Genomic DNA, 8,318 nt, shown 5'->3' with positions numbered 1-8,318 from the left:
TGCACGGCCAGACTTCTGCGGTTCGGAGTTCCTTGTTCGATATTCGGACTTCTCTCCGCTATCATTTTGGTTGTCGGCTATGCCGCGTTAGGTAAGAAAGGAGATCAGGAGATATTTGAGATAGGGAGATATAAAAAATAGAAAAAAGAATATCTCCTTATCTCCATCATCACCATATCTACTTTATTACACTTCTTAGAACTTACACTTCTGAAATTCTTCGAGTGTCGTGATTCCTTGATTGATGCATTCCAGGCAACGTTTTCTAAGTGTAACCATTCCACGCTCGACTGCGGTATTTTCAATTTCTTTCGCAGAACCGTTTTTAGCAATCGTATCCGCGACAGAAGAATCACAATTGAGAATTTCAAAAATCGCGGATCTTCCGCTGAATCCGAGATAGTTACAATCTTTACAGCCAGCGCCAACATACGCGTTGAGATCTGCAGACTCCTGTTCGGGCAAACCCATCCGGACTAACATGGATTGGGAAATCGGCATCTTTTCGCAACAATGCGCGCAAATGCGACGGATCAACCGCTGATTCACGACCAGCGATAAAGATTGCGAAAGTTGCGAAGGAGAAGCGCCAAGTTCCCTGAGCATGGCAATCGTGCTTGCCGCAGATAGAGCCGTTAGAGTGGCAATGACGATGCATTTGGCCGACGCTTTACAAACCGTGGCAGCCGCTTCCGCATCCGGAATGTCTGAAAGGAAAATTACGTCAGGATCGGATTGAATGATGGAGCTCAGTCCGGTTCTAAAATCAAAACCGTTGGCAGGATTGATTTCAGATTGATGAACGTTCGGCACATTGGAGAAAATGGGGGACTCCAGCGTCATAACTTTACGGTTTGAGCTTGAAAACTGTCCCATCATTGCGTATTGAGTCGTGTTGCAACCGTTCATCAGCGGCCCGCTAACCAGAACGAGTCCGCGCGAAGATTCCAGGGAATGACATACGCTTTTGTATTCATCAGGGAGCATCCCGATATCCGTGAGATCGCGCAGGAAAGTGGACAGATCCACAATCTTGATGCTTACGCTCTCCCCATGAGGATTCGGGAACGTCAGGACATTGAGCTGATACTTCTTTTCTCCCTGGCGCAGCGCCATCTTGCTGGAAAGCGGAACACCGCTTCTTTGAAGATCCATCTTGGCCAGTTTTTTCAGACTCGTGATGAGTGGAACCTGATCTCTCTTTGATGGAGATTTGATCTTGTAAAGCACGCCATCAATTCTGTATCGAATATTCAGTTCTTTCTTGTCAGGCTCAATATGAATGTCAGACGCATGGCGCTTGATGGCGCCGACAATAATTTTCCGTACGACGCTCTGATAGTCAATCGTCTCCTGTTCCAGAATTCTTGCGCCGCCCGGAGGAACGTAGTCCTTTAAAAACGAGCTAATTGCAAATTCGTCGGAATAAAAAGGAACAATAAACATTTCTGTCTTGCGATTGACAATATCAATAGTGCCCGCATCGCGCGGATTTGCCATAACGAGAGCCAGAAAGGAACGATGCGCGCCGCGGAAACTTTGTAACGGCAGGACTCTCGACTGCAAACAAAACTCCGGGTTGAGCCTGTGCAATATTTCCGTATCGATATACTCTTCACTGAATTGATTGGGAATAGGCACCGCTTGAATTTGAAGAAAGATGTCGAGCTCTTCCGGACTGATAAAATTGCTATCCACCAGAACCTGCCCAAGTCGCCCGCCCGATACGGATTGTTTGTTCAAAGCACCCAGTAGATCCTCTACCGTGAGAATCTGAGAGCGTACCAGTAACTCACCCAGCCGGTCTTTGATTTTCCGAAGCGAAGCCCGTTCGGTCAGGAGAGATGGTGGAGCGTACTGAAAAAAGCGGCTGCGATATTCATCCGAAGCGCGGCAGAAACATTGCAAACAGTAAGGGCATAGTTTGGTTGGGCTCTTCGGATCACAACCGCACCAGACGGCAGCACCAGCATCGTACTCACCTAAACAATACCAACATTGAATTAAGTACTCTTCACTCATCGCTAAAACTTGATCAAAGAGTCCACTCCCCGTGGACGGATTTATTGTACCATGCAGTAGCGCGGGCGTCCCGCCTGCGCCAGCATGATTTGAGTTTTTAACTTCGTTCTCTTTGCGATCTTCTGTTCAAAATTGGAGCGACGGGATTCCAAAGATTGCGCAGGCGAGACGCCCGCCCTACTCTGTTTACATGCCGATTCGGCCCATTTTCATCATGTTCGTTGCGCCACGAACGGGCTGGGTGCCGGATACAATGACAACCGCGTCTCCTTTTTGGAGGAGTTTTTTCTCCAGAAGTTTTTGTTCTGCGCGATGCATCATGGCATTCGTATCTGGAAGGTTTTCAACCAGAATTGGATAAACTCCCCAGACCAATGATAGAAGTTGAAGCACTCTATGATGGGGAGTAAATGCAAAAATGGGACAGGGCGGACGCTGGCAGGACGCAAGCTCGGCCGTATACCCGGATTGAGTAAACACAAGAATTGCTTTCGCTTTCATTACCTCAGCCGCCATTCTCGCCGAATGAACAATGGCGTGCGTGAAATTCACCAGATGTTGTGGACGAATGCGCTCCGTGTTGCGAAACACATCTTCATCCGATTCGGTAAATTCCGCGATCGATGCCATGGTTTTGACAGCCTTTTCCGGATACAGTCCAACAGCAGTTTCCTGAGACAACATCAAAACATCCGTTCCATCCAGAATCGCATTGGCAACATCCGATGCTTCCGCCCGCGTGGGCCGCGCGTGATCTACCATGCTTTCAAGCATTTCGGTGGCAGTGATCACAAGTTTCTCTGCGCGGTTCGCCTGTTCGATGATCATTTTCTGTAACAAAGGAATTCTCTCGGCCGGCAATTCAACTCCAAGATCTCCACGGGCAACCATTACCCCATCCGATACTTCGAGGATTTCCGACAGATTCTTAACCGCTTGCGGTTTTTCAATCTTCGCGATGATCCGGCTGTCAGTCGGATTCAGCACTTCACGCAGTTTCTGAACGTCGGCAGCAGAACGCACAAAGGACAGCGCCGCATAATCCACCGACAGTTCTTTACCGAAAAGCGCGTCGACTCTATCTTTTTCCGTTAAGCTCTGCGCACTCACATTTACTCCGGGAAGATTGATTCCCTGTTTCTCGTTTAAGGGTCCCCCTGTAACGATTTCTGTTTCAACATCTGTGTCGTGAACTTGCAGAACCTTTAGTTCGATAGCGCCATCATCTACTAAAATTTTGTCACCTGGCTGCACATCATTTGGCAGACCGGAATAAGATGTGGAGACGATCATTGCATTCCCTTCAATCGGTCTGGTGGTGATCACAAAACGTGCTCCAGGAATCAGGTGCACAGGTTTCCCTTCGGCGAGTTTGCCCGTCCGGATTTTCGGACCCTGGAGATCCTGCAGAATCGCTACCCGCTTTCCAACCTTCTCCGAAACAGCACGAACATTCTCCGCAAGGTGCCGGAAATAATCATGATCGCCATGTGAAAAATTCAAACGAAAACCGTCCGCGCCTGCGAGAATCAGCCGTTCAATGATTTCAGCCGTATCGGAGGCTGGTCCTAACGTCGCCAAAATCTTTGTCTTGCGTCGTGTATCCATGAAAATTCAAGTTTATCAGAATTCGCTATTCAACCTGGTATGTATACACGACTTTCGTGATCGCTGATTCGAAGCCGGATGGTACCGTGAAGATCCGTGCGATACAACAAAACATGGTATCGCCGATACCGGCCAAGTACATTCGGGTTGGGGTGGCCAAACCAATTATTGCTTCCAACTGAAATGAATCCGGCCCTTGGACGCAATGCTTCCAAAAGCGGAACGGAGCTCGAGCTTTTGCTTCCATGATGAGGAACTTTCACATAGTCAACGGGGGATTGAATCTTGCCACTCAAGATTTCTTCACCTTCCATTTCTATGTCACCGGTCAGGAGAATCTTTTTATTGCGATATTCAACCAGAAGAACCAGAGAATCGTCGTTCTTTACACGCAATGTTCTGTTAGAATCACCCGGGGCCAGCACTCTAAGCAGGACACCGGCTTGTTTGAATTCATGACCTTGAGAAATGCGAATAGGAGCGCGATTGATGTTTCGGAGGAATTGCTGGTAGCCCTTTTCTCCAACCGGTTCTCTGGTTACATAGAATTCATCAACAGGAATGTATCGCATGAGCGAAACCAGACCGTTCATGTGGTCCGCGTGCGCATGAGTCAGAAAAACACGATGAAGGCGCGTAACGCCAAGACGACACAGATAAGGCATAAGAATTGCCTGGCCGGTATCCAGTGCGCCTGCATTGAAAAAACCTCCTCCATCCACCATGTCGTAGGTTCCATCAGGGTATTCCAGAAGAATCGCATCGCCCTGACCGACATCCAGGAAATGAACCTGAAGAGCACCTCCGGGCTTCGCAGAATGTGGAGTTAAGAAGAATAGAAGCAAGGAAGCGCTTATCGCAAAGCAGGTTATTTTCAACGCGTTTCTTTTTGCAACGATCCCAATAACGAGAAGTCCGTAGAATCCGAACACCGCAGCAAGATGCGGAGAAGTAAACATTCGAACTCCTTGTTCAGCAAAAATTCCCGAAGAACTGAGAAAGATGTGAATCATGCCCTGAACCGGCGTCCTGACGAATTTCGAAAGGAACGGCAATGGCATCAACACAATGCTGGAAGCGATCAAAACGCTGCTCACCGGCACCGCGACGATGTTGGCAAACAACGTATAGAGTGGAACTCTATGAAACACGTAAATCTGATAGGGAATCAGAACGATCTGGATGATGATTCCAGCCACGAGAAAATTCAGCGGATATCGAATCCACCTGGATAGCCTGTTGAGTCTTTTACACAAGGGAACTACAAGGAACAGAATTGCCCCCGTTGAAAGATAGGTAAGGTGAAATCCGCTATCGAATAGCTCTTGAGGATTGATCGCCACTTGTACAAATGCGGACAGGCAGATCCAATTACCAAGTTGAATCTGTTCGTACCTCCAGATGGCAAAAGAGAAGATCAAAAAGCTCAAGAAGGATCGTGTGACCGAAGACCGGCCTTCCAGAATCAGAAAATAGCCCAGCATAAACAAACAGGCTGCGGCGACGGCACAACGAAAAGAAAGAAGTCTTTTGAAGCCTAAAAACAGTAGTAGCAATAGAACCGAAATATGAAATCCGGAAATGGCGATTACATGAAACACCCCGGCATCCATGAGCACTCGCACTTCGGCGGGACGTAGCCCGCCTCGATCGTCCAGCCAGAGAGCGCGGAGAATTCCGGAGTTGGAAGCCGAGAACGTCTGGATCGTATTTTGAATCCACCGCAGCCTGACACCCGAGGTGAATCTTCGAAAGCCGGCTTCGGCTCCCTGTCCATGAATCAACAGGGGGCTTTTTATCGTGCCGAGCACATGAATTCCCTCTGCGCGAAGATGCCGTTCGTAGTCAAATGCTCCCTCCGTTCGAAAATTCTTTCCCAATCGCAGGCGCGCAAAGGATTGGATACGATCACCTGCAATCCATGGCTCTTTTAGCTCTCCGGTAACCGTCAATCTTGCATTGCCTTCGCACAGGATGCCGGAAACGGACTCGACTCGAACATGCAGAACAAAATACTCTTCAGACAATTCCGGCGTTCGAATCAAAGTGCCTGCAAAAGCAACAACTTCCCTTTCATGGGATCGCACCCATTCCCGTAAAGGGTTGCGAGCGTACAGTTCAATCTGATGCCGCGCAAACACAGATCCAATCAAAAGAAGCAGAAAAGCCTGTGCGGTAATCGCTATTCTGAATTTTGAACAGTGAAGTCCCAACAACGCAGCGACCGCTGCAGGCAGCAGCAGCCATTCAGAAAATTGAATCAACTCGGCGCTGAGGACACCGGCAGCAAAACAGACAAATATCCACACGAACGGCGCAGACATGGTTTGCGCCCTCCGTTACATGTAAAACAGGCTTAAGCGCGGAATGTTGTAGAGCTTGCGGACAGACTTAATGAGCGCCCGGTTGATCATTTCCTGATAAACCGGAAAATCAATTTTCTCTTGAAATGTTTTCAAGTCGCGCATGGCATTCTCCCTGAAACTGTTTAACTGGGATTCAGAGATTGTTTGAAGCAGCACTTTTTCAATCTCTTTTTCCAGTGTTGCAAGTTGATGTTCCACACGCTGAAGATCCATGTTTTGATTCTCGTGAAAAGGTTTTACAACATCGGTGGAAAGCTTTTCCCTGCATCCCTGCAGCAGGTCGGCCATGGCTTGATTGCCGGCACGGCCAGCCTGCGTGCTGCTTTCCTCCAATGAGTGGAGCAATTTTTCCAGAAACTCAAGCACGTTCGTCGACGATTCCTGCTGTTTTTCAATCGATAGACCTTCTTGCGATTTCAGGAATCGTTTGTATTCGCTTTTTACAATCCGCCGGAAATAGGTCAGCGTTACCGGGGATTCAAACTCCTCTTTCTTTTTCTCAAATCCTCGGTCTATCGCGCGCAAAACGACTTCTCCCGGTATTCCCGCCTCGTGCCATTCTCTGATGAGCGCCCATTCTTTGGGAGAAAGGAGCATCGGATTCCCTCTTTTTTGCACGAAGTAATCCTCAATCATCCGGAAATACTCCTCTTCTTCCATCAGCGATTCATCTCAAACAGAATTTGTAGCCCCTCCATGATCAAATCCGGATTCGAATGATGAATCTTCTCCGAACGTTTGGCCATGAGCGGGGCCAGTCCACCCGTTGCTATATTTGTAGTAGGACTTCCCAGCTCTTCTTGCACAAGAGTTATGATTTTTTCTATCAATCCCAGATATCCGTAGAAAATTCCGGATTGCATCGCTGCAACGGTGTTTCTGCCGATTACCTGCGCCGGTTCCCGGATCTCCACACGGGGAAGTTTTGCGGCGCGTTGAAAAAGCGCTTCTGCCGAGATCCCGATTCCGGGTGCGATAATTCCTCCCAGGTATTCCCCCTTTTCCGACACCGCATCGAAAGTGGTTGCAGTGCCGAGATCCACAACGATGCACGGTCCGCCATATCTATGGAAGCCGGCAACGGAGAGAACGATGCGATCGGCACCGATTTCCTGCGGATGCTCGTACAGAATCGGCATGCCGGTTTTGATGCCCGGCTGCACAATAAATGGCTCCTGGTGAAAATAGGTTTCACACATCTCTTTGATACCCGGTAGTAGTGGGGGGACCACGCAACTAACGGCGATCCCTTCGAATTCCTCTTTTGCATATCCGCCCAGCGAAAGAGCATTCTTGATCAGGATTCCGTGCTCATCACCCGTCCGTTCCCGGACAGTGGTGAGTCTCCAGCTTTGCACAATTTTACCGTTTTTCAGAAGGCCTACTACAGTATTCGTATTGCCTACGTCGATTGCGAGAAGGTTTTTTACTTTTTGCGGCACGATACAATCTCCCCGGCATAAAAAATCTCCGTGCCGCCCGGTGTTTGGACAATCAAACCGCCCATGGAATCGAGTCCCGCCGTTATGCCCATTTTGATTTCACCCTGATGTTCAATCTGAACAGGACAATCATGCAGTATCGAAGAGCGACGCCCAACAAGGTTCTTGACTTCCTCCCAGCTCATGCCGGTTATTCTTCCATAGAGTTGTTCCAACTCAAAAAGAAGATCTGCAAGGAATTTCTCGCGTTCCAACTCCTTACCCAGAGCCTGCGCGAGCGAAATAGCAATTGGCCGAAGCTCATCCGGAAAATCCCGGGTATTTACATTGATTCCGATACCGACCAGCGCAAATTGCAAACGATTTTCTTCCAGTGAGGTCTGGATCAATACGCCGCCCGCTTTTTTCCCGTTGATTAGAATGTCGTTGGGCCACTTCAGATCGGAATCAAATTCCCAGGGATCAAGTGCCCGCGCGATGCTCAGTCCTGCGACATAAGGCAGGTAATGCAAACGCTCAACCGGAGGAATCAAAACGACAGTGAAATAAAGATTGACGCCGCCTGGAGAGTACCAGGTGTGTGTGTTGCGGCCCCGGCCTTGAGTTTGACTATCCGCAAGAACGACCGTTCCTTCAGCGACGCCGCTTCTGGCCAGATCGGAGGCAGCTCGATTCGTACTGTCTATCTCATCAAAATAAATCAACCGTTTCCCGAAATCGCCTTTCCTATGGCTGTGAAATTTCTGTATGTCAAACATTGCTCAATTGGCCGGCTGGAAGCCGGAGACTGTCCGAAAAGTCCGGAGTTGGCGGGTTCTAGCGGGAGCGCGGGCATCCTTGCCCGCAAAGCACTCGTCGAACTCGATAGTTTTTGCGGACT

Annotated in this window: 6 protein-coding genes; all 6 read right to left on the bottom strand. The window is 48.8% G+C overall.

Annotated elements, in window-relative coordinates:
• Positions 1 to 195 precede the first annotated feature (195 nt).
• The 6 genes from tadA to L0156_13805 all read right to left on the bottom strand — a co-directional run bounded on the left by tadA (position 196) and on the right by L0156_13805 (position 8,196).
• A complete protein-coding gene (gene tadA / locus L0156_13830; GenBank protein ID MCI0604076.1) occupies positions 196 to 2,022 on the bottom strand; it encodes a Flp pilus assembly complex ATPase component TadA in 1,827 nt (608 codons plus the stop codon).
• 186 nt (positions 2,023 to 2,208) lie between these two features.
• On the bottom strand, positions 2,209 to 3,630 hold the full coding sequence (gene pyk / locus L0156_13825) for a pyruvate kinase (GenBank protein ID MCI0604075.1): 1,422 nt from the start codon (positions 3,628 to 3,630) through the stop codon (positions 2,209 to 2,211).
• 29 nt (positions 3,631 to 3,659) lie between these two features.
• Entirely contained in the window at positions 3,660 to 5,954 is a 2,295-nt protein-coding gene (locus L0156_13820; GenBank protein ID MCI0604074.1) for a DNA internalization-related competence protein ComEC/Rec2, read from the bottom strand.
• 15 nt (positions 5,955 to 5,969) lie between these two features.
• Positions 5,970 to 6,656, bottom strand: coding sequence for a hypothetical protein (locus L0156_13815; protein ID MCI0604073.1), 687 nt, complete (start codon positions 6,654 to 6,656; stop codon positions 5,970 to 5,972).
• Positions 6,656 to 7,438, bottom strand: coding sequence for a type III pantothenate kinase (locus tag L0156_13810; protein ID MCI0604072.1), 783 nt, complete (start codon positions 7,436 to 7,438; stop codon positions 6,656 to 6,658). Before L0156_13810 ends, L0156_13815 begins: the two co-directional genes overlap by 1 nt.
• Complete coding sequence (locus L0156_13805; GenBank protein MCI0604071.1) at positions 7,423 to 8,196, bottom strand: biotin--[acetyl-CoA-carboxylase] ligase; 774 nt, start codon at positions 8,194 to 8,196, stop codon at positions 7,423 to 7,425. The genes L0156_13810 and L0156_13805 overlap by 16 nt, the downstream gene beginning before the upstream one ends.
• Positions 8,197 to 8,318: the final 122 nt, after the last annotated feature.

The organism is bacterium, assembly GCA_022616075.1.
Classification (GTDB): Bacteria; Acidobacteriota; HRBIN11; order JAKEFK01; family JAKEFK01; genus JAKEFK01.
This window is presented reverse-complemented; position numbering and strand designations above follow the sequence as displayed.